Source organism: Marinobacter shunpengi (genome assembly GCF_045449695.1).
In the GTDB taxonomy this organism is placed as follows: domain Bacteria; phylum Pseudomonadota; class Gammaproteobacteria; order Pseudomonadales; family Oleiphilaceae; genus Marinobacter.
Genome location: NZ_JBJJKZ010000012.1, coordinates 61,631 through 86,521 on the forward strand (window position 1 = coordinate 61,631; position 24,891 = coordinate 86,521).

Here is a 24,891-nt window from a genome sequence, read left to right on the forward strand (position 1 = left end):
ATGCGTTGCAACAGGCCCGTTCCAGGCTCATGGTTATGACGAACCGTCTGACCTGTCTTCTGTTCTGGCAAATATAGCTCACTATTTTCTATCTGCACCACCTGATAAGCGCTGAACAGGACTGTTGGTTAAACTCGCGTTCCAACGTCAGGGTCAAGGGCTCTTGGCTACAAAACCAGGCTCGGTATTGAGATGGGGGCAGCCCTATCGGGGGTAGCCGGTAATCCTGCGGATATTGCGGTACAGCGGTGCCAGTTGCCGGTACATCCGCAGGTATACGTCCCGGTATAGTTGGTTGTAGAGTCCGCAGGCCTGCTGATCCGGCTCGAATACATCGGCCACCCGGGTCATCCGGGTAGCGGCGACTTCCACCGATGGGTGCAGGCCCAGGCCGGCGGCCGCCACAATGGCTGCACCCAGCCCTGACGTTTCCCGGGTGTGGGGGCGTTCGGCGGGCATGCCGAAGATATCCGCCGTCAGTTGCATGGCTGCATTACTGCGAGAACCACCGCCGGCGACCCTCAGGGTTGTTATTTTCGTACCGCTACGCCGTTCGATGCGTTCCTTTCCTTCCCGCAGGGCGTAGGCCAGGCCTTCCAGGATGGCCCGATAAATATGGGCGCGGGTATGCACATCGCCGAAACCAATCATGGCTCCCTTGGCCTCAGGGCCCGGGTGCCGTACGCCCGGGGACCAGTAGGGCTGCAGCATCAGGCCCATGGAGCCCGGTGGCACCTGGTTGACCAGTTCGTCGAACAGGGCTTCCGGTTCGATACCCCTTTGCTCGGCAATGCGTTGCTCCCGCAGGCCGAACTCCCGCTTGAACCAGCTCACCATCCAGTACCCCCGGTAGATCATGACTTCGGTGGAATAGTGCCCGGGAATGGCCGAGGGGTAGGGTGGCATCAGCCGGGCGGGCTCCACGTAGCGTGGATTGCTGACATTGATGGTGGCGGTGGTGCCGTAGCTCAGGCAGGCGGTGTCCGGCGTCACGCCACCGCTGCCCAACACTTCGCAGGCCTTGTCCGACGCTGCCGCGATCACCGGTAACCCCGGCGCCAGCCCGAGGTGACTGGCGGCCTCCGGTGTCAGTTGGCCCAGCGGCTCCCCGGGGCGGACCAGGTCCGGTAACTGGTCTTTTCGGACCGGCATCAGTTGCCACTTGAAGTTCCGTTGGCCGGCCCATTGATGGCGGCGGAAGTCGAAGGGGAGATAGCCGACCTGGGCTGCCGTCGAATCCCGGAACTGGCCAGTGAGGCGATAGCTCAGGTAGCCGGACAGCAACAGGTAGTGTCGGGTCTTTCGCCAGGTGTCCGATTCATGCTGGCTCAACCAGTTGGCCTGGGCATTGCGGCGGAACTGGTTAATGGTGTCCTCAAGCCCCGTGGCCCGGAACAGCCAGCCCCAGGGGCCGGGCAGCGGACCTTCAATCGTGGCGTGCCGCTGGTCAAGCCAGAGGATGGCGGGGCGCAATGGCTGACCCTGATCATCCAGTGTTACCACGGTCCCGCGCTGGGTGGTCACGGTGACGCCAATCACCTGGTCCGCTGTGGCCTCCGTGCTTTCCCAGAGCGCCTGGCAGGCCTGCCCGAGGTTGTCCCAGAAATACGACGGATGCTGTTCCGCCCAGCCGGGATGGTCGGAGAAGTAGGCCTCGATGGGCTGGTAACCCCGACCCACCAGCGCTCCGGTGGTGTCGAACAGGAGCGCCCGTACGCTCTGGGTCCCCTGGTCGATGGCGAGGATCAGGGGCTGGGCCATGCCGTCTCCCGCTCCCCTGGCAGGTAATAGGATGTTCGCCACAGGTGCAGGTAGCGCTCGATTTCTGCCTGCCAGTGGTCATCCGACCAGCCCAGGTCGGCAGATAGTCGCTGGCGAAGGACTGACAGCAGGGCCCGGGCACCGTCCGGCAGGATCAATCCCAGCCGAGTGCGCCGTAGCAACAGGTCATCCAGATGCACCACGGACTCCTGCCGTGCGGTCCAGTGCAGTTCTGCCCATAGATAGCAGGTGCCGGGAACCTCTTCCAGCGGCCCCGCCGCCAGCACATTCCCAAGCGATGGGCCATAGTGGCCCTGTAACCGGCGCCAGGTGAGGTGCGGAATCGACCGCGGCCGCTCCATGGACGGAGGGGGCCGGAAAATCGGCGCGTCCTCGTCCTGCAGCACCAGTTCCCGGAACCTTGGGGAGCCGATCAACAGTACGTCCCGGGCAATGCTGCGAAAGGTGGTGAGCTTGCCGCCGGCCACGGAGATCAGTCCGCCTTCGTCCCAGATCACGTGCTCGCGGCTCTCGGCGGAAGGAGATCGCCGGTTGTTCCGGGTAACCACCGGGCGAACGCCGGCCCAGGTGGACAGGATATCGTCCCTGGTGATGCGGGCTGCGGGAAAGGCCCGTTCGATGGCCCTGAAGAGGTAGGCGATCTCCGGCTGGGTGATGCGGGGCTCCTGGGCCAGGTCGTCATCGTGGTCCAGGTCCGTGGTGCCGACCACGGTTCGGCCAAGCCAGGGGAACATGAACACGGGGCGTTTGTCGTCCGGGTGCGGCAGGGTCAGTGAGACCGAGACCGGCAGGCGCTCGAAGGGCAACAGCAGGTGACTGCCCCGTAGCGGGCGGATATGTTCCCTGCCGTGGCCCTCACGCCAGAGGTCTTCCGCCCAGGCCCCGGTGGCGTTGACCACCAGCGAGGCGGACAGGGTGCTCTCCCCGGCGTTATCGGCGATGGTGACGGACCAGGGGGCATCGTCGGGCTTCGTTACCCGGACGGCCCGGGTATAGTTGCGGGTGACAGCCCCCAGGGCCCGGGCCTCGTCCAGCACCCGCAGGACCAGCCTCGCATCGTCGGTGACGGCGTCGCTGAATCCGGATGCCGCCTTCAGGCCGTCAGTCGACAGGCCCGGAAGCCACTGGAGCATTTCGATGGGGTCGATTCGTTGACGGTGGTGTTCACCGGCAAGCAGGTCATACAGCCACAGCACCTTCTGGAACAGCCGGGGGCAGGGGAAGCCCTTACGGTAGTGGGGCATGACATAGCGCATCCGGTCCACCAGCCCCGGTACCTGTGCCAGCAGTCGCTGACGTTCCCGCACGGCATTACGGGCAAGGCCCAGGTGTCCTCCGGCGAGATAACGCAGTCCACCGTGGACCATCTTGGAGGACCGGCTGGAGGTGCCCCAGGCGTAGTCCCGCTGTTCCACCAGCAGGGTGTCCAGCCCTGCCGCGGCTGCTTCCCGGGCAATGCCGGCCCCGGTAATGCCGCCGCCAATCACGATGACGTCATGGTGGGGGGCGAGATTGGCCAGGCTCATGACCCGGACTGCTCGTCGGTATCGATGTCCTCACGGAGGAGGGTGCCGGGATTCAGGCAGCCCCCGGGGTCGAAGGTATGGACCAGGCTCCGCAGCGCCGCCATACCCAGCTCGCCTTTCTCCACCGGCAGCCAGGGAGCATGGTCCTTGCCGACACCATGCTGATGGGAGATGGTGCCCCGGTTATTGACGATCAGTGCGGAGGTGGTGTCTTTCAGATGTCGCCAGCGGGCCCGGGTGTTGCCGTAATTGTCGGCCACCGGAAACACATAGGTGGTATAGATGCTGCTGCCCTGGGGATAGACGTGGGACAGGTGGCTGAAGACGTGGACTGGCTGGCTTTCCTCCACCAGCCCCTGTCGCAGGTTGTCTTCCACCAGGGTCATCAGGGTATCCACGTTGTCCCAGTCGGTGGCGGTTTCGAGGGTGTCCACGGCATAGCCCTGTTGCCACAGGTTCTCCCGGAGGTAGGGCATGGCAAAGCGTTTCTCGGCCCACTTCCGCCCCATGCCGGTGCCCATGTAGACACAACGGAAGGGTTTGCAGAAACCTCGCACCTCTTCCAGGGCAAACCGGCATTGCCGGCGACTGCCGGTGATACCGAAAGTCATCATGCACTTGCCGGATCCGGCGCCGCGCAACCCCAGGTAACGCTCCAGCAGGCTAATCTGGAAGGGATGGCCGGAGAGGGCGAGCTGGGTTTCCGTTTCCTTCTCATTACTCAGGCGCAGCATGGACAGTGACAGCCTCGCCTGGATCATGCGCCGGGCCGCCTCCCGGGCCAGGTGCCAGCTCGGGAAAAACATGACGTGGAAGGATTCCCGCTCCGGCAGAGGGCTCACCCGGACCCTGGCTTCGGTGATGATGCCCAGACGTCCCTCGGAACCCAGGACCATCTCCCGGATATCCGGTCCGGCGGAGGAGGCAGGCAGGGTGGGTATTTCCAGTGTGCCGCACAGGGTTTCCACCGTGCCGCCGGCGAAGAGCTGTTCGATACGACCATAACGGAGGGATTGCTGGCCGCTGGAGCGGCTGGCGATCCAGCCGCCGAGGGTGGACAGCTCGAAGGACTGGGGAAAGTGGCCCAGAGTGTAGCCGCGGGCCCGCAGTTGGGACTCCACCAATGGGCCCGGGGTGCCGGCGCCGAAGGTGGCGATCTGGCTTTCGGTGTCCAGGTCCAGCAGGCGGTTCATTCGCGCCAGGCTGATGGTCAGTACGGGGGTGTCGCCGGCCATCGGGTTGATGTGGCCGGCAACGCTGGTGCCGCCGCCATAGGGGATGACATGGAAACCGTTGTCCAGGGCGAATGTCAGCAGTTCCCGGACCTGTGCCGTGTCTCCCGGGCGGGCAACGCCGTCGGGGTAGGTGTGGATGTGGCCGCTTCGCAGGGCCAGCCAGTCTGGCAGGCTCTGGCCCCGGGCATGGCGGATGCGGGTTTCGGGGTCTTTGGAGATCAGGGGGTGATCGGGGAGTCGTGAGGGCGGCACCTTGGCGATGACGTCTTCGAGGAGGGCTTCGGGCAGGCGGGCGGCTGTGCCGATGCGGTCCTGCAGGAAGGTGAGGCCGTTCTTGGGGAGTTGTGGCTGGATACTGTCGTCACCCCAGCCGTTCCATCTGCGCATCGGGTTGCTCTCTTGTTCTGGTTATCGCGCCTGATACTCCGTGCCAGAGGCTCTGGTTCGGTATACTTTTCCTGGACACGCCCAGCAAGTACATCCGTGGCCGATTTTTGCTCCTGCAAAATCGGCATTCCCGCCTTCCATGGCGGTCATAGAGCTCTACGGGCGCCGTTCATGGCGCTCGACGGTCCGGGAAAAGCAGATCCTCTTCGAGCAGCGAGAGTGCCTGATTTTCTATCGATCTTCGCAGTAAATCGGTGAATATAAAAGTACTTGGTTCCATCCTCAGAACGTTCTGGCGCACAACGGCTGTTGCAAGTTGCTACAAAGGTGGTAATCTGAAACAAACCGTCGACCATACCGTGGAGGTACCATGACTACGCCGGTAAGACTTGAAGACACCCTGGTTCGCCAGGCGGCTGCGGAAGCCCAGGTGCAGCGTCGGTCCACGCCCAAGCAGATTGAGTTCTGGGCCGAGATCGGGCGGGCCATTGCCGGGGAGGTGAGTGCGGAGGACCTGATTGCCATCAGCCAGGGTATTCGCAAGGTGAAGGTGGAGCCGGTGTTGCCGGAGTCGGTGACCAGTGACGATATCTGGGCCGATGTGGAGGTTGACCGGGCATCCGGTGAGCTGTCTCGCCATATCACCCGTGACCGGATTGTCTATCAGGCGTCCGACCGTCATCCGGGATACCTGGAGGCCATCTATCCGGACGGCCAGAAGATTACCGGGCAGTTCCGCAACGGTCGCTTCGAGCCCCTGAACGGCCAGGGCCATGCAGCCTGAACTCTGGCTTCTCGCCGGGGGCAATGGCGCAGGAAAATCAACTTTCTACGAGCGTTTCTTAAAGCGCCACAACATCCCTCTTATCAACGCGGACAATATAGCAAGGACGCTCTGGCCGGCCGAGCCGGAGGCCCACAGCTACGAAGCCGCCCTGATCGCCGAGAAAGAGCGCTTCCGTCTGCTGGAGGAAGGGCAGACGTTCTGTTTCGAGACCGTGTACTCCCACCCCTCCAAACTCGATTTCATTGCCAACGCGAAGGCAGCGGGCTTTCGTATCCATATCTTCTATTTCCACCTGGGAGATACCGGGCTGCACAACGCCCGGGTTGCCTCCCGCGTCACTGCCGGCGGCCATAGGGTGCCCGAGGACAAGGTCAACAGCCGGGTTCCCCGGACGTTTGCCAATATCCGCGATTCCGTCGGCCTGGCCGATGAGCTTCACCTGGTGGACAACTCAAGCACTGTCAAACCCTATGTTCGGGTGGCCTCCTGGAAGGATGGGGTATGGGAAGTATTTGTACCGACGGCTCCCGGGTGGGCCTCGCAGATTATGGGATAACGTGCTCCCAAGTAAGATAATCAGGACGTTAACGCCCTCCCAGCCCGCGATGGATTCTCCCGCTGCAGATCCCGACAGATCGACGCCCCCAACGCCGCGATTTTCCCCAGGTCCACCCCAGTTTCAAACCCCTCGCCCTCCAGCAGGTAGAGCACATCCTCCGTCGCCACATTCCCCGTCGCCCCCTTCGCATAGGGGCACCCGCCCAGACCAGCCACGGCGGAATCAAATATACGGATGCCCCGCTCCAGACCGGCGGTAATGTTGGCGATGGCCTGGCCATAGGTGTCATGGCAATGCAGGGCCAGGTTTTCTGTGCCGGTATCCGGGATCACCGCATCCAGCAGGGCATGGATCTCCCGGGGGCGGGCGACGCCAATGGTGTCGCCCAGGGAAATCTCATCCACCCCCAGTGCCAGCAGGCGCTGGATGACATGGGCCACCTGTGACGGGGCAATGCGGCCCTCATAGGGGCAGCCCACCACACAGGACACATAACCGCGAACCCGTCGGCCCGCCGCCCGGGCACCTTCCACCACCGGCCGGAACCGCTCGATACTTTCATCGATGGAACAGTTGATGTTCTTCTGGTTGAAACTCTCCGAGGCAGCGGTGAACACCGCCACCACCTCAGCCGACGTCTTCAGGGCCGCTTCCAGCCCTTTCAGGTTGGGTACCAACACCTCGGCGGTGACATGATCCGGTTTGCGGATCAGTGACATCACCTTGTCCGTCCCCGCCATCTGCGGCACCCATCTGGGAGACACAAAGCTGCCGGCTTCGATCCGGCGGTGGCCGGCACCCACCAGCGCATCGAACCACTCAGCCCGCTGCTCCGGGGAGACCGGCGTCTTCTCGTTCTGCAGGCCATCCCGGAGGCCTACTTCCACCAGGGTTACCCGATCATCGCCCATGGTTCACTCCTCCGACTTTTCCAGGGTTACCAGCACCTGTGCGGCTTCCACACTATCACCGGTTTGACAGTGAATGGCCTCCACGGTGCCATCAAAACCGGCCTTCAGGGTATGTTCCATCTTCATGGCTTCCATGGTGAGCAGGGCCTGCCCTGCCTTCACAGCATCCCCGGGTTGGCAGGATACCCCCGTTACCCGGCCATGCATGGGGGCCATCAGCTCGGTTTCGGCGGCTGCCGTGCCTTCGACCACCTCCGGATGGTTGACCCGCACATGCCAGGTGGCGGCATCGGCAAACACCGCCAGTTCATCGCCCCTGGACACCGTATCCAGCCTGACGCGGCGACCGGAGAGTCGGACATCCAGCGTGCCATCGTCCATTCGCGACCAGCGGACCAGGGTTTCCTCGTCATTAAAGGTCGCTAACACACAGCCGCGGGAGTCGTGCCCATTCTCGATCCGGTAGTGGCCGTGAAGGCGGTTGCCCTCCAGGTCCAGTTCGAACGGCTGACCGCTGGTGCCGGACAAGCGGAAACTTTTCAGGTTGTTCCAGACATCCCGGTCATCGGTCACCGTTAACGCCCCGACGTTGTCCAGCCAACCCATCAGGCTGAGGTGACTCCGGGCCCACGGGGAGAACAGGGGGCTGGCCAGTGCCTCCCGGTGGACTTCCACGAAACGGGTGGTCAGTTCCCCCCGGGCAAAGGCGTCCTGCTGCAACACGCGACTGACGTACTCCGTATTCAGTACCACGCCGTCCACGTGGTATCGGTTCAGGGCATGGATCAGATTGAGGCGGGCTTCTTCCCGGCTTTTTCCACGGGCGATGACCTTGGCCAGCATGGGGTCGTACCAGGGGGTAATGGCCAGCCCTGTCGATACGCCGGAATCCACCCTGACGAAATCCGTGTCCACTGGTTCACGGAGAGTATGGAGTACCCCGGTCTGGGGCAGGAAGTCGTTGTCCGGGTCTTCCGCGTAGATGCGGGCTTCCATGGCGTGGCCGGTACAGGCCAGGTCCTGCTGGGCCCAGGGCAGGGCGTCACCATTGGCGATGCGGATCTGCCATTCCACCAGGTCCAGGCCCGTTACCATCTCGGTGACGGGATGTTCCACCTGCAGGCGGGTGTTCATCTCCATGAAGAAGAACTCATGGCTTTCCGGCTCATAGAGGAACTCCACCGTACCGGCGCCGACGTAGCCTATGGCCTCGCCGCAGCGCACGGCGGCCTCGCCCATGGCCTGGCGGACATCCTCAGGGATACCCGGCGCGGGGGCCTCCTCGATAATCTTCTGGTGCCGGCGCTGCACGGAGCAGTCGCGGTCGAACAGATAAAGGCCCTTGCCATGCTGGTCGAACAGTACCTGGACCTCCACATGACGAGGGGTTTCCAGGTAGCGCTCCAGCAATAGCCGGGGGTCACCAAAGGATGACCGGGCCTCCCGCTGGGCGGCTTCCACCTGGGAACGCAATTCGCTGGCGTCCCGCACCACCCGCATGCCCTTACCACCACCGCCGGCACTCGCCTTGATCAGCAGCGGAAAGCCGATACGTTTGGCTTCCTCCTCGAATACGGAGAGATCCTGATCGTCGCCATGATAGCCCGGCACCAGGGGCACGCTGGCTTCTGCCATCAGTGCCTTGGCCGCACTCTTGGAACCCATGGCGGCAATGGCTTCGGCAGGCGGCCCGATAAATCGGAGGTTGGCGCGCTCACAGGCGGCGGCCAGGTCGGTGTTCTCCGACAGGAAACCGTAGCCAGGGTGGATGGCGTCCGCTCCGCTGGTGCGGGCGGCGGTGATGATGCGGTCAATGTCCAGGTAGCTTCGGGTGGCTTCCGCCGGCCCGATGTGGAGGGCAATGTCCGCTTCATTGGCGAAGGGCGCGCCCGCGTCCGCGTCGGAATATACCGCCACGGTGGACAGGCCCATGGCTTCTGCGGTCCGGAAGATGCGCCGGGCGATCTCCCCCCGGTTGGCCACCAGCAGTGTTGTGATCGGGTGCGTCATGAGGTTACCGCCCAGTCCGGAGTACGTTTATCAAAGAAGGCCGCCAGACCTTCCTGCCCCTCGCCGCCGGTGCGCAGCCGGGCGATGAGTTCCGCGGTGTACTGGAGGGTGTCGTCGGAGACGGGGCCACCGGATACCTGAGTCACCAGTTCCTTGCCGGCGGCCATGGCCACGGGGCCGTTGCGGAGCAGGGCGGTGATCAGGTCTTCCGCCCGTGCCTCCAGTTGGTCATCCGGTACCCGTTCGTGGATCAGGCCCAGGGCCTGGGCCCGGTCGGACTCGATCACCTCCGCCGTCTGGAAATACCGCCGGGCATGGCGCTGGCCCAGGGTACGCACCACGTAGGGGCCGATGGCGGCCGGGGTAATGCCGAGGCGGGCTTCGCTGAGGCAGAAACGGCTGGACTCGGTGCCGATGGCGATATCCGAGGCGCAGATCAGCCCCAGGGCACCGCCATAGGCCGCCCCCTGGACCAGGCAAAGGGTGGGGCGGTCCAGGCGGTCGAGGGTCTGCATCAGGCCGGCCAGGCGACGGGCGTCGTCGATGTTCTCCTGTTGGCTCAGCTCGGCAGTCCGTTTCATGTAGTTGAGATCGGCACCGGCGGAGAAATGCTTGCCTTCCCCGGCCAGCACCACCACCCGGCAGTCGTCGTTCCCACCGGCGTCGCCAATGGCGTTGGTCAGCTCGGTGATAATGCGGTCATCAAAGGCGTTACGCTTGTCCGGACGATTCAGGGTAATGCGGGTGACGCCGCGTTGATCGGTATGGCTGGTAACAGCGGATTCGGTCATGGGAAGCTCCTTACATCCGGAACACGCCGAAGCGGGTGTCTTCGGCGGGGGCATTGAGGGAGGCGGTCAGGGCAAGGCCCAGTACCTGGCGGGTATCGGCGGGATCAATGACGCCGTCGTCCCACAGGCGGGCGGAGGCATAATAGGGACTGGATTGCTCCTCGAACTGGTCGATGACCGGCTGCTTGAAGGCCTGCTCCTCGTCATCGCTCCAGCTCTGGCCCTTGCGCTCCAGGCCGGCCCGCTTGACGTCGGCCAGCACTCCGGCGGCCTGCTCACCGCCCATGACGGCAATTCGGGCGTTGGGCCACATCCACAGGAATCGGGGGTTATAGGCCCGCCCGCACATGCCGTAATTACCGGCGCCGAAGCTGCCGCCGATGATGACCGTGAACTTCGGCACCCGGGCGCACGCCACGGCGGTGACCATCTTGGCGCCGTTCTTGGCAATGCCGCCATGTTCCGCCTGCTTGCCCACCATGAAGCCAGTGATGTTCTGCAGGAAGATCAACGGGATACCACGCTGACTGCACAGTTCGATGAAGTGGGCGCCCTTGAGGGCCGACTCGGAGAACAGGATGCCGTTGTTGGCAACGATACCCACGGGATGGCCATACAGGTGGGCAAAGCCACACACCAGGGTCGCGCCGTACCCGGCCTTGAACTCGTCAAACTCGGAACCGTCCACCAGTCGGGCGATAACGTCGTGGACATCGTAGGGCGTCCTCAGGTCCGCCGGCACCACCCCGTGAAGTTCCTCCGGCGGATAGAGCGGGTCCCGCACCGGCTGTGTGGTCAGGTGGTGTTTCGGCTCGTGGTTCAGGTTAGCGATGCAGCGGCGGGCCCGTTCCAGGGCTTCCTCTTCGGTATGGGTCAGGTGATCGGCAACGCCGGAGATGTTGCAGTGCACGTCGGCGCCGCCCAGTTCCTCGGCGGACACGGATTCACCGGTGGCGGCCTTCACCAGGGGCGGGCCGGCCAGGAAGATGGAACTCTGACCCTTCACCATGATGCTTTCGTCCGCCATGGCCGGCACATAGGCGCCGCCGGCGGTGCACAGGCCGAGGACCACGGCAATCTGCGGAATACCCTTGGCGGACATGTTGGCCTGGCGGTAGAAGATGTGGCCAAAATGTTCGGCGTCCGGGAACACCTCATCCTGCTGGGGCAGGTTGGCGCCGCCGGAGTCCACCAGGTAGATACAGGGCAGGTGGTTTTCCTCGGCGATGGTCAGGGCGCGGATATGCTTCTTCACCGTGAGCGGATAGTAGGTGCCGCCCTTGACGGTGGAATCGTTGGCCACGATCAGGCATTCCACGCCCTCGACCCGGCCGATGCCGGCAATGATGCCCGCGGCAGGCACATCGTCATCGTAGACGTTGTCCGCGGCCAGGGGGGCGATTTCCAGGAAGGGCGATCCCGGGTCCAGCAGGCGGTTGATGCGATCACGGGGCAGCAGCTTATTCCGGCTCAGGTGCCGTTCCTGGATGGCCTTGCCGCCACCCTCGGCCACTCGTTCGAGGCGGGTGTGCAGGTCGGCGACCAGCGCATCCATGGCTTCCCGCCTCTGACGGAATTCCTCGGACTGTGTGTTGATGGTGCTGTGGAGTATTGCCATGGCGACCTCAGTTGGATTCCCGGAACAGTTCCCGGCCGATCAGCATGCGGCGGACTTCCTGGGTACCGGCGCCGATTTCGTAGAGCTTGGCGTCCCGCAACAGGCGACCGGTGGGGTAGTCGTTGATGTAGCCGTTGCCACCGAGGATCTGGATGGCCTCCAGAGCCATTTTGGTAGCCCGCTCGGAGGTGTAAAGGATGGCGCCCGCGGCGTCCTTGCGAGTGGTTTCACCCCGGTCACAGGCCTGGGCTACGGCGTAGAGGTAAGCGCGGCTGGCGGCCAGTTCGGTGTACATGTCGGCCAGTTTGCCCTGGATAAGCTGGAACTCGCCGATGGGCTGGTCGAACTGTTTTCGTTCGTGCACATAGGGCACCACCACGTCGAGGCAGGCCTGCATGATGCCGGTGGGGCCGCCAGACAGCACCACCCGCTCGTAGTCCAGGCCGGACATGAGTACCTTCACGCCTTCGCCTTCCTGGCCGAGGATGTTCTCTTCGGGTACTTCCACGTCCTCGAAGATCAGTTCGCAGGTGTTGGAGCCGCGCATGCCCAGTTTGTCGAGCTTGGGGCCCCGGCTGAAGCCTTTCCAGTCCTGTTCGACGATGAAGGCCGTGATGCCCCGGGGGCCGCCCTGGGGGTCGGTTTTGGCGTAGATGACGTAGGTATGGGCGTCCGGGCCGTTGGTGATCCACATCTTGCTGCCATTGAGGATGTAGCGGTCGCCTTTTTTGTCGGCCCGCAGCTTCATGCTGACGACGTCAGAGCCGGCGTTGGGTTCGCTCATGGCCAGGGCGCCGATGTGTTCGCCGCTGACGAGTCCAGGCAGGTAGGTCTGTTTCTGGGACTCGGTGCCGTTGCGGTGGATCTGGTTGACGCAGAGGTTGGAGTGGGCACCGTAGCTGAGGCCGATGCTCGCGCTGGCACGGCTGATTTCTTCCATGGCGATGACGTGGGCGAGGTAGCCCATGTTGCTGCCGCCGTACTCTTCGCTGACGGTCATGCCCAGCAGGCCCATGTCGCCCAGTCTGGGCCAGAGGTCGTTGGGGAACTGGTTGTCACGGTCGGTCTTGTCCGCGATGGGGGTGATCTGGTCGCGGGCGAAGCGTTGGACCTGGTCCCTCAGGGTGTCCAGGGTTTCGCCGTGGTTGAAGTTGAGGGTGGTGTAGTGGCTCATTGTTGTTATGCCTCTTGTGTTAGTTAAGGTCAGGCCTCTTCACAATCCGATAAGGCCTCCAGGCACTTCGCCTCGGCCTCGTCCAGTTCGTCCTGCATAAGCCGGATATCGTGCAGCTGGGCTTCAAGCTGTTCACGTCGTTTCTGAATTTTATTAAGTAATGCATTGATCTGATGAAGGTTATCGGAATCCGGATCATACATCTCAATGAGCTCCCGGGATTCGGACAGGCTGAAGCCCAGGCGCTTGCCCCGGAGAATGAGCTTTAGTTTGACCCGGTCGGCGTCGTTGTAGAGTCGGGTCTGTCCGTCCCGCAGCGGGGCGAGCATGCCGGATTCTTCATAGTAGCGAATGGTTCGGGTGGTGACGTCGAATTCCCGGGCCAGGTCGCTGATGGTGTACTGGGGTTTTGAGGTCATGGTTTCGTTTCTTGCATACGTTTACGTTAACGTAAAGCAGAAGTGGCTAATCTGCAAGCGCTGGAATGGGAATCGGACTACTTCATGACTTCAGTCAGCCTGTCCTGTAATGAGCGCCAGTGGCTGAGCTGTTCGGCGGTGCCGGAGCGTTTGGTGCGGCTGCCGCTGATGCGCCACAGGCCTTCGCCGTTGAAACTATAGACGGGTTCCAGGTCGGTCCGCCGGGATGCGGGTCTGATATCGTTGATCAGGTTGTCCAGCACCAGAGGGTCAGCGTCGGGCGAGGGATACCAGGCGAGGACCATGTGGGCCTGGTTGAGTTCCAGGGCCTTTACGTAGACGATCCGTAGCTGGTCGTCGGGGATACCCAGGGCGCGGAGGGTGAGGTACTTGGCAATGGAGAAGTCTTCGCAGTCAGCGCCGTTGGTAGCGAGCAACTCCACCGGTGTCGCCCAGTAGTCCTCCTGGTTCCAGTGCTTCAGGTCGCTGACAAAGGGGGTGCGGTTAAAGAAAGAATTGACCAGTTCTACCTGCCGGCGGGGCGGGGCGGACTTGGCAATGGCGTGCAGGCGCTCCCAGTCTTCCAACCGTGCACGGGCGTCGGTGCCGTATTCCTGTTCAATATACCGGAGCAGTTCGGGGCCCAGCTCGAAGGCGGTGACAAAAGCGGAGAACACAACGACCAGTAGCAGGGAGCTGCGTCTGGGCGCTGGCCGCTTTTGTCCCATGAAGCTACCTCATTGCTATTGGTCCCTGAGCCGTTGACGCAGCTCTTCCAGCCGCTGGCGTATCTGTCTGCGTCGCTCGTCGGTGGCCTCGGGTGTGGATGGTGCCCGGGACTGGCTGGTGGCCGGACCGGCTCCGTTCCGCTGGGCCTGGGCCGGGTCCGGCTGGACGCCATTGTCTATGGCTGCCAGCTCTACCCCCCGGGAATCGTCCGTTTCCGGGAAGTACAGGTTTTCCAGTTTGCCGCCGCGCTCGATGATGATCCGGTTGGCGTGAACCGAGCGCAACTTGGCATTTCCCGGAAGTTCATCACCAATGATATAGACCTCAGTACGGTTCCTGTCATCCTCGATCAGGGCGCTACCAGGCTGTTTCTCGTTGCCGGCAAGCACGCCACGCAGGAACAGGCGCAGGTTGGTTTCCGGGAGGTCTTCGGTGTTCTGGTCGGCAGTAGCGCCTTCGGCAGCAGCCTGGCCGAACATCTCGACGTTCTCGAGCTGCACCTGGGGCTGTTGCCGGGCAGGGCGGGTCACCTCAGCGGTCTGGGCCGTCGACTGGCCCTGCTGGGTCTGTTCCTGTTCCCAGAACCGGTATCCCTGCCACCCCAGCGTGCCAACCATGGCCACGGAGAGTAGCAATGCGGTTATCAGGGGCAGCCTGGCAGTTAAAGCAGACATGTCTATCCTTATCGTTGCTTGGCTGGAAGCGCCTGACGGGCCTCCTCGGCTGATGGGCAGTGCCGCACAACCCGGTGACCTTCATCAAAAAACGCCGCCGTTCTTCCTTAAAAAGACGCCCATCACAATGTAACAGGTTAGCGGCCATTATAGTGTATTGAGTTATTCAGCGGGCGCTTAAACCTGTGGTAGCCTTCACAGCTACAGGGAATAATAATAGGAATGGCTGTCACTTGATCGGGGTTGCCCCCGGGCGACCATTCGTACTGACACACGGGGATGATCTTGACTACTGAAACGCAAATCCAGCCGCAGGATGCTCCGCTGGGCCGTCTTCCTTTCACGTTCGCCAAACGCAACGGGGTGATCCTTACCCGCAACGATTCAGGCGATACGGTGATCCTGGTGCGCCCCGGTGCCCCGCACAGTGCCCTGGCCGAAGCCAACCGGATCAGCGGAGGGCGTGCCCGGTTCGAGTCCATTGACCCCGATCATTTCGATGCGGCCCTCAACAGCGCCTACCAGAACGATTCCGCCGAAGCCATGCAGATGGTGGAAGGCATTGGCGACGACATGGACCTGGCCTCCCTGGCGGAGTCAGTTCCTGAGACAGAGGATCTGCTGGAGCAGGAGGACGATGCTCCGATTATCCGCCTGATTAATGCCATCCTCACGGAGGCGGTGAAGTCCGGTGCCTCAGATGTTCATATCGAAACCTACGAGAAGCGGCTGGTGGTCCGGTTCCGGGTGGACGGGGTGCTGCGGGAAGTGGTGCAGCCGAAGCGGGCGCTGGCGCCCCTGCTGGTGTCCCGTATCAAGGTTATGGCCAAGATGGACATTGCCGAGAAGCGGATTCCCCAGGACGGTCGAATCGCCCTGCGGGTGGCCGGCCGCGAGGTGGATATCCGGGTGTCCACCATGCCGTCCGCCAGTGGCGAGCGGGTGGTGCTGCGTCTGCTGGACAAGAATGCCGGCAATATCAAGCTGGAATCCCTGGGCATGAAGGGGCGCGACCTGGAATCCCTGCGCAAGATGGTCAAGCGCCCTTACGGCATCCTGCTGGTTACCGGCCCCACCGGTTCCGGTAAGTCCACCACACTCTACGCCGGTCTGCAGGAGATCAACGACCGCAGCCGCAATATCCTGACGGTGGAAGACCCCATTGAATACAACCTGCCGGGCATTGGCCAGACCCAGGTCAACACCAAGGTGGACATGACCTTCGCCCGGGGGCTGCGGGCCATCCTGCGCCAGGACCCGGATGTGGTGATGATCGGTGAGATCCGTGACCTGGAAACGGCGGAAATCGCCATACAGGCCAGTCTGACCGGTCACCTGGTACTGTCGACCCTGCACACCAACACCGCGGTGGGCGCCATTACCCGGATGATGGACATGGGCATCGAGCCATTCCTGATCTCCTCCAGTCTGGTGGGGCTGGTGGCCCAGCGGCTGGTTCGGGTGCTGTGCCAGGAATGCAAGGAGCCCTACGTGCCCTCGGCGGAGCAATGCGATTTCATCCAGGCCGATCCGGCCAATCCGCCCACCATCTACAAGTCCAAAGGCTGCGAGCACTGCAACAACCTGGGCTACAAAGGCCGTATCGGTATCTATGAGGTGGTGGAGATCACCGATGCCATGAGTTCGATGATTCACAAGCGTGCCGGCGAGCTGGACCTGGAAAAGGTGGCCCGTGAGTCCGGGCCCAGTATCCACGCGGACGGGGTCGACAAGATCCTCAGCGGCGTGACCACGGTGGAAGAGGTCCTCCGTGTAACCCACCGGAGCCGCTGATGCCAGCCTACGATTACAAGGCGCTGGACAAGCGCGGCAAGCAGGCCAGTGGGGTGATCGAGGCGGACAGCGCCCGTGCGGTTCGCCAGCAGTTGCGGGAAAAGGGCATGGCCCCCCTGGCGGTGGAGCCGGCCACGGAAAAACAGGGCAAGAGCGCGTCCTTCAGCCGCCGGGGCAGCCTCAGTGCCTCCGACCTGGCGCTGGTGACCCGGCAACTGTCCACCCTGATCCAGTCCGGCATTCCCATTGAGCAGGCCCTGTCAGCGGCGGCCCAGCAGTCCGAGAAGCCGGCCATGAAGAGCATGCTGATTGCCATCCGGGCCAAGGTCATGGAGGGCTATACCCTGGCGGACAGCCTGGGCGAGTTTCCCCGGGCCTTTCCCCGCCTGTATCGATCCACCGTGGCGGCGGGCGAGCACGCAGGCCACCTGGACCTGGTCCTGAACCGGCTGGCCGATTACACCGAGGCCCGGCAGGAGGCACGCCAGAAGATCCAGCTTGCGGCCATCTACCCCATCATCCTGACCGTGGTGGCCATCGCCATCGTGGTGTTCCTGCTGACCTACGTGGTGCCCGATATCATCGAGGTTTTCGTCAAGCAGGGGCAGGACCTGCCAACGTTGACCCAGGCCATGCTCAATGTGTCGGACTTCCTGTCCAGCTACGGCATTTGGCTATTGCTGGCCATGATTATCGGGGGCGTGGCGTTCAGTATTTCCCTGCGTACGGAAGGCAACCGGCGCCGTTTCCACAAATCGCTGCTGGAAATCCCCCTGGCCAAGGGCATGGTCCGGGGCATCAATACTGCCCGCTATGCCAGCACCCTCAGTATCCTGACCACCAGCGGTGTACCTTTGGTGGAGGCCATGCGCATTGCCGGCGAGGTACTGGGTAACGATCACCTGCGGGCAAAGCTCCGGGACGCCGCACAAAAGGTGTCCGAAGGGGGCAGCCTTCACAAGGCACTGGAGCAGACCGGCTATTTCCCGCCCATGATGCTGCACATGATCGCCAGCGGCGAAGCCAGTGGCGAACTGGACAGTATGCTGGAGCGCACCGCCCGCATGCAGGAGAATACCCTCCAGTCGAAGATCGCGGCCATGGTCGGCCTGTTCGAGCCCCTCATGCTCCTGGTAATGGGCGTGGTGGTACTCATCATTGTGCTGGCCATCATGTTACCGATCCTGAACATGAGTAACCTTGTAGGGTGAACCATCCACCGGATCGTTTGCCTAAGGTCGAATAACAATAATCGATTCCAATCAAGCCAAGTCGAACCCTGAAACAGGAAAGAGAGCAATGACGATGAAACAACGGAACCAGCGAGGGTTCACCCTCATCGAGATCATGGTGGTCATGGTCATCCTCGGCCTTCTGGTCGCGGTGGTTGCCCCCAATATCATGGGGCGCAGTGACCAGGCGAAGGTTACCATCGCCAAGACCCAGATGAGCAATATTGCCAACGCCCTGGATCTCTACCGTCTCGATAACAGCCATTACCCAAGCACCCAGCAGGGGCTGGAGGCACTGGTCAACCGTCCCAGCGGCTCGCCGGAACCCAAGAACTGGAACCCGGACGGCTACCTCAAAAGTGTTCCGGAAGATCCATGGGGTAACCAGTACCAGTACATGAGCCCGGGTGCGGAAGGTGCCTACGACCTTTACTCTTACGGATCCGATGGCCAGGAAGGCGGTGATGGTGACGCAGCGGACATCAGTGTCCACGATCTGGACTCATAAAGGCCGCCCGTTGAGCCATCGCGAACCCCGCCAGTCCGGCTTCACCATGATCGAAATCCTGGTGGTGCTGGTACTGGTGGGACTGCTGGCCTCCCTGGCCATTGTCAATCTCGGCGGCGGCCGGGAACAGCGGGAGATGACCAGCAAGATCCGCGAACTCTATGTGCTCATGCAGACGGCCTCGGAGCAGGCCATTCTTAATAGCGAGGAGCTGGGGCTGGTCATTGATGAAGAGGGGTACCGGTTCGTGGTGTTTGACGAACTGGAGCGGGAATGGGCAAGCGAAAGTGCACGGCTGTTCCAGGGCAGGGGCTTTCCGGAATGGATGAGTGTCACCCTGTTTACCGACGGGGATATTCCCCGCCTGGCGAAGGGAGAGGACGACGAGGACGAGGAAAACCGGCTCCGCCCGGATATCGTGTTCTACTCCAGCGGTGAAACCACGCCATTTGAGCTGGAGTTCCTGGCAACCATGTCGCCGGATCAGATCTACCGCCTGGAATCCGATGGCCTCAACGAGATTGACATGAAAACCCCAGGTGATGACGGGGACGATTTCTGATGCGACAGCGCGGTTTTACCCTGATAGAAGTGCTGGTGGCGTTGATGGTGTTTGGGCTGATTGCCACCGCAGCTTCGCAGGTGGGCAGCCAGTACATGGGAAGCTATGAGCGGGTACGGGACCTGACCCTGGCCTCCTGGCTGGCCGGGAATCGTATGAATGAACTTCGGCTGCAGGAGGAGTTCCCCTCCGTCTCGGAAAACAGCGAAGAAGTCGAGTACGCTGGTCGCCGCTGGCGCGTAGTAACGGTAGTGTCAGACACCGACGTACCCACGATGCGTCGGGTCGAAGTGAATATCGAAGCCTACCGGAGCCAGGGCGATCCCGCCCAGATCCAGAGCCTGTCCGGGTTCATCCGGGACTCGGAGCAGACGTTGTGATTCCCCCCCGGCCCACCATGACAGCCAGAACCTTTCCCGGGAAGGGGGCGCAACAGCGCGGCTTCACGCTGATGGAGGTGCTGATTGCCGTTTCCATCACTGCCGTCATCGGGATTGGTGTGTGGCAGGTGATGTCCAGTGTGGTGACCTCCCGTGACCGCGTGGATGCGGTGTCGGAAGAGTTCGAAGGCCTCCAGAAAACCTTCCTGTTGCTGGAAAGGGACCTGCGACAGGTGGTCAGTCGTCCGATTCGCAATATCTATGGCGACTACGAGCCGGCGATGACTTCCCAGGGGGAGGAGTTCGAACTGCTGGTGACGCACCAGGGGTGGCGCAATCCCCTGGGCAAGCAACGCAGCGAGCTTCAGCGCAGCGCCTGGGAGTACACCGGGGACGAGGTTCGCCGCCGCTACTGGGTGATGCTGGACCAGCCCCAGGAAGAGGAAAGCCGGGACCAGTTGCTACTTTCCAATGTCACCGCATTCACTGTTCGCTTCATGGACGAGAACCGCGACTGGCAGGATGCCTGGCCGCCCCCCAATCAGGGTATTCCCAGCGGCCCCGGTGCTCCCGTCATCCCCCTGCCCATGGCGGTGGAGGTGACACTAGAACATGACCGCTTCGGAGAGTTGTCACGACTGTTCCTGATGCCCGATTTCGATGTCACCAAGGCCCAGACCAACATCACCCAGGGCAACCAGCAGGGTGACGAGGAGGAGGCCGAAGACGGCGACGAGAACGGGGAGAACGCAGACAATGGGCAGACGGGGGGTGGAACGTGACCTCGCTTTCCCCGGTTCAGCAGCCGTCCATCCGTCGTCAGCAACAGGGTATGGCCCTGATCATGGTCCTGCTGGCCATGGCCCTGGTGGTCATGATGGCGGCGGGTATGGTCCAGCAGCAAAGTGTCAGGGTGTTCCGTGCCGGCCATTTCCTGGCCCAGAGCCAGGGCTATAACGTGGCGCTGGGGGCCGAGGCCTTCGCCAAACAGATCCTGTTCCAGGACCTGGAGACTGACCGGGAGAACAATGAACAGGTCGACAGCACCGATGAGCTGTGGTGGAAACACTCAGCCGTACTGCCCCTGGACGATGGTGGCGTGGCCGAGGTGCAGATCGACGACCTGTCCGGACGGATCAACCTGAACGACCTGGTCAGCCCCACCGGCGCCATTGACCAGACTACCCGGGAACGACTGCTGCGCCTGCTGATGGTGCTGGGCATTACCGATGTCCATGTGGATGCCTTTGTGGACTGGGTCGATCCGGATGAGGAGCCCATATCCGCCTATGGCGCGGAGGATGGCCAGTACCTGATGAAGGATCCGCCATACCGGGCCGGTAACCAGCCTTTTGCCAGTGTTACCGAGTTACGACTGATCGAAGGGATGACCGAGAAAATCTACCAGGCACTACGCCCACATGTTGCGGCACTTCCCGTTTCCGGTACCGGAATCAATGTTAACATGGCTTCAAAAGAGGTCATCCGCTCTCTCCACCAACAGATTACTGACGCCCAGGCCGAGGCGGTTATCGAGCGTCGGGAAAAGGAGCGGTTCCTGACGACCAGCGACTTTACCGCGCTGCCGGAATTCGCCGGGCTGGGTTTGAAACCCCAGGGGCTGAAGGTGAGTTCGGAGTTTTTCGATGTGGTATCCCGGATTACGTGGGATGAACGCGTGGTCAATCTGGTCAGTACGGTCTATCGCACCCGGGAAGGGGAGTTTTCGGTGGTCAGCCGCGACACCGGGCAAAAGCACAGAATCACCAAGGAGCCCTACGGGGTGACCGAGGAATAGAACACAAGGACGCACGATATGTCATATCACCTCTACGCCAGGCCTGTGCCCTACGCCGCAGACAATCCGGCGGCGGAGCCCCGCTTCGACTGGGTATTGCTGGACGCCAGTGGCGACCTGCAGAGCACCGGCGCAGGGGAACCCCGGGAGGCCATCGAGGATGCCCTGAGTCAGAACTCCCTGGACGGGGTGCGCCTGATCGGACTGATCCCCGGGGACGAAGCCCTGTTCTGCTTCGCCGACATCCCCGCCAAACAGGCGCGGTTTATCCGCCAGGCGCTTCCCTTCGCGGTGGAGGAACAGCTCGCCCAGGATGTGGATTCGGTGCACCTGGCCCTTGGTGGCCAGGACGAAGGCGGGGAGGGTTACCGGGTCGCTGCCATTGACCACCAGCGCATGGGCCTGTGGCTGAACGCCTTCCTCGACTGGGAAGGTGTGGAACTGGAGGCGATCTACCCGGATGCGGCACTGGTGCCACTGAAGGAGAACGACTGGGCCGTCTGTCTTGGCGAGGACCTGGTACTGGTGGCCTCCCGCCGTGGTGAATGGATGACCATGCGGGCCGAGAACCTGGCCGTCTTTGCCCAGACCCTGGCCATTCCCAAGGAAGACGAGGTGGCAGCCGAGGTACAGGTGGTGGTCTATGGCACCGATGATGCTTTCGCCGCCAATGAGGAACTGGTGTCGGCCCTGGTCGGTACGCCTCGGCTGAGTGTACACCGGGAGCCCATGGAGGGGGCCATTATCGAGCTTCTCGCCAGCGCCCACTACCATCATGCAGCGAATCCCATCAACCTCTGCCAGGGCCAATACGCCCCCGACAGCGGTGAGGGTGGTGCGCTTCGGCCCTGGAAGCCGGCCATCGCCATTGCCGCCACCTGGTTCGTGTTGCTGCTCGGCGGTCAGCTCGCCATGGGTTACTACTACAACCAGCAGGCCACCGCCGTGGAAGAGCAGGCCATGGCCATCTACCACGAGGCGTTTCCGGATGACCGCCGTGCCACCCCCCGTAATGTCCGACGCATGGTGGAGGCGCAGATGCGAGTGGCGGGTGAGCAGGGGGCCGATGCCGGCTTCCTGCCGCTGATGAAACATACCGGCCAGCAATACCGGCAACTGGCGGGCAACCAGACCATCGAGTTCAATTCCGTCAACTACACCAGCTCCCGCGGCCAGTTGGTGGTGGATGTCCGTGCCGACAGTTACGAGAAACTCAATGCGCTGCGCTCCAGTATTGCGGATCAGGGCCTTGAGGCCAGCGTCGGTTCGGTGGTCAACGATTCCGATGGCACCCGTGCCCGTCTGACGGTATCAGGAGGTTAACCGTGCTCAGCAAACTTATGGAAAGTCCGTCGGTCAAGCGACTGGTCACACGCTACGACCATCTTCCACGGCGTGACCAGCAAGCCCTCAAGCTGATGACCCTCGCCATCATGCTGGCATTGGTCTATTTCGCCATCTGGCGCCCCATCGACCAATACCATGACCAGGCTCTGACAGCCCGGGAGAATGCCGAGGAGTTGTTGGCGTGGATGCATGAGAACCGCCTTACCCTCCGGGAGCTGTCCGGAAAAACCGGCAACGCCACCAGTAGCGCGCAAAAGCCGGCGGATGGCCGTGAACTGATGGCGACCGTGACCTCCACCGCCCGGGAGGCCGGACTGGATCTGCAGCGGTTCGAACCCAGTGGTGACGATGCCATCCGGGTCTGGCTGGAGGATGTGCCTTTTACCCAGGTGGCGGCATGGCTTGAGGGCCTGAGCAGCAACCACGGCATCCTCATCGACCAGGCGGCCATGGATCGCCGGGACACTCCAGGCGTCGTGTCCGTTCGTCTCACACTGGCAATCTGAATGAATATGGGACAAAGTATCCGCAACGGCTGACCCTTGCGACCTCCAACGGAACCACGGTAATGGCAGAAGGCATGACAGCGACCGATAACGACAAAAAACCTGTTCGCGAACCTTCCCTCGTCCGGCTGGACGACAGCGCCTATAACGAGGCCAAGTCCATACTGTTTCAGGCCTATCGGCACGAACCCACCTTTCAGTACCTGTTCGACCACCGCAAACCCGGGTACGAGAAACGGGTCCGTGCCACCATCCGCGAACTGCTGAACCTGTACTTCGAACTGAACCAGGAAGCCATCGGCATCATGGCGGACAACACCCTGGTGGCGGTTGCCTTTATCGGCGCGCCTGAGTTACGGCTCAATCTGGCCGAGCAGTTGAGCTGGCGTCTGCGGATGGTGTTGACCGCGGGTTTCGCGTCCACAAGGCGGTATCTGGACTATCACGAAAAGATCCGTAGCATGCTGCCGGAGGGCGACACATTCCAGTTGCCCTTGATGGGAGTGCATCCGAAGTATCAGAATCGCGGCTTCGGCCGCATGCTGCTTGCCGCCGTCGAAAGGCTGTGTGCCCAGAATCCACGGGGCAATGGTCTGGTGCTGGATACCGGCAACAGTCGTTACCTGCCGTTCTACGAATCGGAAGGGTTTCGCAGCCTTGGCACCATCCGGTTAGGGGACTACGAGGATTTTGTACTGTTCAGGGATGCAGACGCTCCGCCGTTGGCTGCCAGCGAATAATATCCAGAAAAACTTGAACAGGAGTCCACGTGTCCGAATCCCGGGATTTTGATCTGATCGTCATTGGTGCCGGTTCCGGCGGCGTACGTCTGGCCCGCATGTCGGCTCAGAAGGGCGCCAGGATTGCCATCGTTGAGTCCCGATATCTGGGAGGGACCTGCGTCAATGTGGGGTGTGTTCCCAAGAAGCTGTTTGTCTACGGGGCCCATGTCCGGGAAGACCTTGAGGACGCCGCCGGCTATGGCTGGCAGGTTCCCGGTGACGGGGTTCGGTTCGACTGGCCGACCCTGGTGGCCAACAAGAATGCGGAAATCGAGCGTCTGAATGGCATTTACCAGCAGCTCCTTGAAGGCGCCGGTGTCACCATTATCCAGGGCACCGCCACCCTGAAGGACGGTCATACCGTGGCCATCGGAGAGCGGGAACTGAGCGCGGACCACATTACCGTGGCCACCGGAAGCTGGCCCTCCACCCCCGATATCCCCGGTCGGGAGCTGATCCTGTCATCCAATGAGATGTTCTACCTGCCGCAGTTACCCCGGGAGGCCGTGGTCTGGGGCGGTGGCTATATCGCCGTGGAGTTTGCCGGCATTCTGGCCGGGCTGGGCGTGGAAACCACCCTGGTCTACCGGGGCGAGCTTTTCCTGAGGGGCTTCGATGACGATATCCGCCAGTTCATGGTGGGTGAGCTGGAGAAGAAAGGTATCCGGCTACGTTTCAACACGACCATCAATGCCGTGGAAGAGTCGGGGACCGGCTACGCCGTCAGTCTGTCCGACGGCAGTGTGATGCAGACCGGGCTGGTACTGGCGGCTACAGGCCGTCGTGCCCTGACGGACGGCCTGGGGCTGGAAGCCCTCGGGGTAGAGTTCACGGCCTCCGGCCATGTCCGGGTGGACGAAACCTTTCACACCGCCGCTCCTTCCATCAGCGCCCTGGGTGACGTCATCGGCACCCCCCAACTGACGCCGGTCGCCCTGGCACAGGGCATGGTCCTGTCGCGCCGGCTGTTTGGGGATGGTGAAGGGGAAATGGACTACCGCAACATTCCCACCGCCGTGTTCTGCCAGCCCAGCATTGGTACCGTCGGGCTGACCGAGGCGGAAGCGAGAGAGGCTGGCCACAAGGTGGTCATCTACCGGTCCGAGTTCCGCCCCATGAAGCATACCCTCAGCGGTCGCGATGAGCGCAGCCTGATGAAGCTGGTGGTGGATGGCGACACAGACCGGGTCCTGGGCGCCCACATGGTCGGACCGGATGCTGGCGAGATCATCCAGGGCATGGGTGTCGCCCTGAAGTGCGGTGCCACCAAGGCGGATTTCGACAGCACCCTGGGCATCCACCCCACCTCCGCGGAGGAGTTCGTCACCATGCGGACCCCGGTCGCCTGAATCGGGGCCGGTGTCACCCCGCCTGCCTTTA

At 62.4% G+C, this 24,891-nt stretch carries 24 protein-coding genes; 13 read left to right on the forward strand and 11 right to left on the reverse strand.

The features are described from left to right. Positions 1–204: 204 nt before the first annotated feature. From ACJO2E_RS06895 to ACJO2E_RS06905, 3 genes are read right to left on the reverse strand one after another with little or no spacing between them, the layout of a single operon-like run. Positions 205–1,761, reverse strand: coding sequence for an FGGY-family carbohydrate kinase (locus ACJO2E_RS06895; RefSeq protein ID WP_406963107.1), 1,557 nt, complete (start codon positions 1,759–1,761; stop codon positions 205–207). Beyond that, the gene (locus ACJO2E_RS06900; RefSeq protein WP_406963109.1) at positions 1,746–3,308 is read right to left on the reverse strand and encodes a glycerol-3-phosphate dehydrogenase/oxidase; all 1,563 of its coding nucleotides are present in this window, start codon (positions 3,306–3,308) and stop codon (positions 1,746–1,748) included. The genes ACJO2E_RS06895 and ACJO2E_RS06900 overlap by 16 nt, the downstream gene beginning before the upstream one ends. Further along, complete coding sequence (locus ACJO2E_RS06905; protein ID WP_406963111.1) at positions 3,305–4,930, reverse strand: FAD-binding oxidoreductase; 1,626 nt, start codon at positions 4,928–4,930, stop codon at positions 3,305–3,307. The genes ACJO2E_RS06900 and ACJO2E_RS06905 overlap by 4 nt, the downstream gene beginning before the upstream one ends. Positions 4,931–5,300: 370 nt before the next feature. Between ACJO2E_RS06905 and ACJO2E_RS06910 the strand changes: the two genes are divergently transcribed. Further along, entirely contained in the window at positions 5,301–5,714 is a 414-nt protein-coding gene (locus ACJO2E_RS06910; RefSeq protein WP_406963113.1) for a TA system antitoxin ParD family protein, read from the forward strand. Beyond that, positions 5,704–6,273 (forward strand): ATPase, encoded by a 570-nt coding sequence (locus tag ACJO2E_RS06915; protein WP_406963115.1) that lies wholly within the window; start codon positions 5,704–5,706, stop codon positions 6,271–6,273. The genes ACJO2E_RS06910 and ACJO2E_RS06915 overlap by 11 nt, the downstream gene beginning before the upstream one ends. Before the next feature lie 20 nt (positions 6,274–6,293). Here the strand turns inward: ACJO2E_RS06915 and ACJO2E_RS06920 are convergent, their stop codons facing one another. From ACJO2E_RS06920 to ACJO2E_RS06955, 8 genes are all read right to left on the reverse strand, one after another. After that, positions 6,294–7,187: a hydroxymethylglutaryl-CoA lyase gene (locus tag ACJO2E_RS06920; RefSeq protein WP_406963117.1), complete on the reverse strand. Its 894-nt coding sequence runs from the start codon at positions 7,185–7,187 to the stop codon at positions 6,294–6,296. Between the two features lie 3 nt (positions 7,188–7,190). Further along, entirely contained in the window at positions 7,191–9,197 is a 2,007-nt protein-coding gene (locus ACJO2E_RS06925; RefSeq protein WP_406963119.1) for an ATP-binding protein, read from the reverse strand. Beyond that, positions 9,194–9,988 (reverse strand): enoyl-CoA hydratase-related protein, encoded by a 795-nt coding sequence (locus ACJO2E_RS06930; protein WP_406963121.1) that lies wholly within the window; start codon positions 9,986–9,988, stop codon positions 9,194–9,196. Before ACJO2E_RS06930 ends, ACJO2E_RS06925 begins: the two co-directional genes overlap by 4 nt. Before the next feature lie 10 nt (positions 9,989–9,998). Then, the gene (locus ACJO2E_RS06935; protein ID WP_406963123.1) at positions 9,999–11,606 is read right to left on the reverse strand and encodes a carboxyl transferase domain-containing protein; all 1,608 of its coding nucleotides are present in this window, start codon (positions 11,604–11,606) and stop codon (positions 9,999–10,001) included. Between the two features lie 7 nt (positions 11,607–11,613). Next, complete coding sequence (locus ACJO2E_RS06940; RefSeq protein WP_406963125.1) at positions 11,614–12,780, reverse strand: isovaleryl-CoA dehydrogenase; 1,167 nt, start codon at positions 12,778–12,780, stop codon at positions 11,614–11,616. A 29-nt stretch (positions 12,781–12,809) separates the two neighbouring features. Beyond that, positions 12,810–13,199, reverse strand: a complete 390-nt coding sequence (locus tag ACJO2E_RS06945) for a MerR family transcriptional regulator (protein WP_406963127.1) — start codon at positions 13,197–13,199, stop codon at positions 12,810–12,812. 77 nt (positions 13,200–13,276) lie between these two features. Then, complete coding sequence (locus ACJO2E_RS06950; protein ID WP_406963129.1) at positions 13,277–13,927, reverse strand: transglutaminase-like cysteine peptidase; 651 nt, start codon at positions 13,925–13,927, stop codon at positions 13,277–13,279. Between the two features lie 15 nt (positions 13,928–13,942). Further along, on the reverse strand, positions 13,943–14,602 hold the full coding sequence (locus tag ACJO2E_RS06955) for a type II secretion system protein N (RefSeq protein WP_406963131.1): 660 nt from the start codon (positions 14,600–14,602) through the stop codon (positions 13,943–13,945). A 279-nt stretch (positions 14,603–14,881) separates the two neighbouring features. Between ACJO2E_RS06955 and gspE the strand changes: the two genes are divergently transcribed. The 11 genes from gspE (at position 14,882) to gorA (ending at position 24,860) form a co-directional block, all read left to right on the forward strand. After that, on the forward strand, positions 14,882–16,396 hold the full coding sequence (gspE, locus tag ACJO2E_RS06960) for a type II secretion system ATPase GspE (RefSeq protein ID WP_406963133.1): 1,515 nt from the start codon (positions 14,882–14,884) through the stop codon (positions 16,394–16,396). Continuing rightward, the gene (gspF, locus tag ACJO2E_RS06965; protein WP_406963134.1) at positions 16,396–17,607 is read left to right on the forward strand and encodes a type II secretion system inner membrane protein GspF; all 1,212 of its coding nucleotides are present in this window, start codon (positions 16,396–16,398) and stop codon (positions 17,605–17,607) included. Before gspE ends, gspF begins: the two co-directional genes overlap by 1 nt. Before the next feature lie 94 nt (positions 17,608–17,701). After that, a complete protein-coding gene (gene gspG, locus ACJO2E_RS06970; protein WP_406963586.1) occupies positions 17,702–18,136 on the forward strand; it encodes a type II secretion system major pseudopilin GspG in 435 nt (144 codons plus the stop codon). A gap of 10 nt (positions 18,137–18,146) precedes the next feature. Continuing rightward, on the forward strand, positions 18,147–18,698 hold the full coding sequence (gene gspH, locus ACJO2E_RS06975; RefSeq protein ID WP_406963135.1) for a type II secretion system minor pseudopilin GspH: 552 nt from the start codon (positions 18,147–18,149) through the stop codon (positions 18,696–18,698). Next, positions 18,698–19,078, forward strand: a complete 381-nt coding sequence (gene gspI, locus ACJO2E_RS06980; protein ID WP_406963137.1) for a type II secretion system minor pseudopilin GspI — start codon at positions 18,698–18,700, stop codon at positions 19,076–19,078. Before gspH ends, gspI begins: the two co-directional genes overlap by 1 nt. A gap of 17 nt (positions 19,079–19,095) precedes the next feature. Continuing rightward, a complete protein-coding gene (gene gspJ / locus ACJO2E_RS06985) occupies positions 19,096–19,860 on the forward strand; it encodes a type II secretion system minor pseudopilin GspJ (protein ID WP_406963139.1) in 765 nt (254 codons plus the stop codon). Beyond that, positions 19,857–20,876: a type II secretion system minor pseudopilin GspK gene (gene gspK, locus ACJO2E_RS06990; protein WP_406963141.1), complete on the forward strand. Its 1,020-nt coding sequence runs from the start codon at positions 19,857–19,859 to the stop codon at positions 20,874–20,876. The genes gspJ and gspK overlap by 4 nt, the downstream gene beginning before the upstream one ends. A gap of 18 nt (positions 20,877–20,894) precedes the next feature. Next, positions 20,895–22,199, forward strand: coding sequence for a type II secretion system protein GspL (gene gspL, locus ACJO2E_RS06995; protein ID WP_406963143.1), 1,305 nt, complete (start codon positions 20,895–20,897; stop codon positions 22,197–22,199). A 2-nt stretch (positions 22,200–22,201) separates the two neighbouring features. Then, positions 22,202–22,729 carry a type II secretion system protein M gene (locus ACJO2E_RS07000; RefSeq protein ID WP_406963145.1) on the forward strand — a complete coding sequence of 176 codons (528 nt, stop codon included), beginning with the start codon at positions 22,202–22,204 and terminating at the stop codon, positions 22,727–22,729. 74 nt (positions 22,730–22,803) lie between these two features. Beyond that, positions 22,804–23,469, forward strand: a complete 666-nt coding sequence (locus ACJO2E_RS07005) for a GNAT family N-acetyltransferase (protein WP_406963147.1) — start codon at positions 22,804–22,806, stop codon at positions 23,467–23,469. 29 nt (positions 23,470–23,498) lie between these two features. After that, a complete protein-coding gene (gene gorA, locus ACJO2E_RS07010) occupies positions 23,499–24,860 on the forward strand; it encodes a glutathione-disulfide reductase (RefSeq protein ID WP_406963149.1) in 1,362 nt (453 codons plus the stop codon). The last annotated feature ends 31 nt before the right edge of the window (positions 24,861–24,891 follow it).